At 74.3% G+C, this 1,299-nt stretch carries 1 protein-coding gene; it reads right to left on the bottom strand.

Annotated elements, in window-relative coordinates:
• On the bottom strand, positions 1-1,250 hold a 1,250-nt coding region (locus CR165_RS24135), incomplete at its 3' end, for a TolC family outer membrane protein (RefSeq protein ID WP_245906758.1).
• Between the last annotated feature and the right edge of the window lie 49 nt (positions 1,251-1,299).

Genomic DNA, 1,299 nt, shown 5'->3' with positions numbered 1-1,299 from the left:
CCGACGGCGCCGGCGAGGTTGTAGCTGGCGGTGACGACGCTGGAGAGCGCCTGCACCAGGGTGACGCGGGCGTTGAGCAGCTCCTGCTCGGCGTTCAGCACGTCGAGCGTGGTGCGGCTGCCCACCACCGCCTCGCGCTGCACGCCGTCGAGCGCGATCTCGGCGGCGCGGATCTGCGCCCGCACGCTCTCCACCTGGGCGCGGGCCGATTGCAGCCCCTCCCAGGCCTGCGTCGCCTGCTGCATCGCCTGCCGCCGCTGGTCGTCCACCACCTGCCGCAGCCGCACCGCATCCTGCCGCGCCTGCCGCACCGCCGCGTGCTCGGCGCCGCCCTGGTAGAGCGGCACCGACAGGTTGGCGGTGATCTGCTGGCCCGTGCCGCGCGTGTGCGGCTGCTGCTGGTTGTCCGAGCGGAAGGCCTGCGCCTGCACGCTCACCTGCGGCAGCAGCGCCGCCATCTGCACGTCCACCGCGTCGCGCGCCGCCGCCTCGTCGAACAGCGCCGCCACCACCGCCGGGTTGTTGCGCATCGCGACCTCGCGCGCATCCGCCTCCGCCCGCACCGGCACCGAGAGCGGCTGCGGCGCCACCAGCCGCTCCGGCGCCAGCCCGACCACGCGGCGGAAGGTCGCCCGGCTGGTCTGCAGCGTGCCCTCGGCATTGGCCCGCGCCGAGCGCGCCCCCGCCAGCCGGCTCTCCGCCTGCGCCACGTCCGTGCGGGTGATCTCGCCCACCCGGAAGCGCTCGTTCGTCGCGTCCAGCTGGCGCTGCAGCACCTGCACGTTGTTGACGTTCAGCCGCAGCGTCTCCTGGTCGCGGATCACCGCCACATAGGCCTGCACCACGTCCGACAGCACCTGCTGCTCCGCCGCCAGCAGCCGCGCCCGCTGCGCCAGGACCTGGTTCTCCGCCCGCTTGGTCGCCGCCTGCGTCCGGCCGCCGCTGTAGAGCGGCTGCGTCACCGTGGCGTTCAGCCCCGCCGTCTGCCGGTCCGCGTCGCTGTAGACGGGCCGCGTGTTGCCGAAGATGTCCGAGGTGCGCGACCGCGTCTGCCCGTTCACGTAGCCCGCATTGCCCGCCACCACCACGCTCGGCCGCCAGCCCGCCAGCGCCTGCGGCACGTTCTCGTCCACCACGCGCAGCTGCGCCCGTTGCGCCTGCAGCGTCGGGTTGTTGGCGTAGGCCTGGCTCAGCGCCTCCTGCAGCGTCTGCGCGCGCGCAACACCCACCCCCAGCAGCGGAGAGGCCACCACAGCCGCCATCACCACCGCAAACGGCATCACCCCTGGGCGAAACGGA

Origin of the sequence: Teichococcus aestuarii, from assembly GCF_003116135.1 — a bacterium.
Lineage (GTDB): Bacteria > Pseudomonadota > Alphaproteobacteria > Acetobacterales > Acetobacteraceae > Pseudoroseomonas > Pseudoroseomonas aestuarii.
This window is presented reverse-complemented; position numbering and strand designations above follow the sequence as displayed.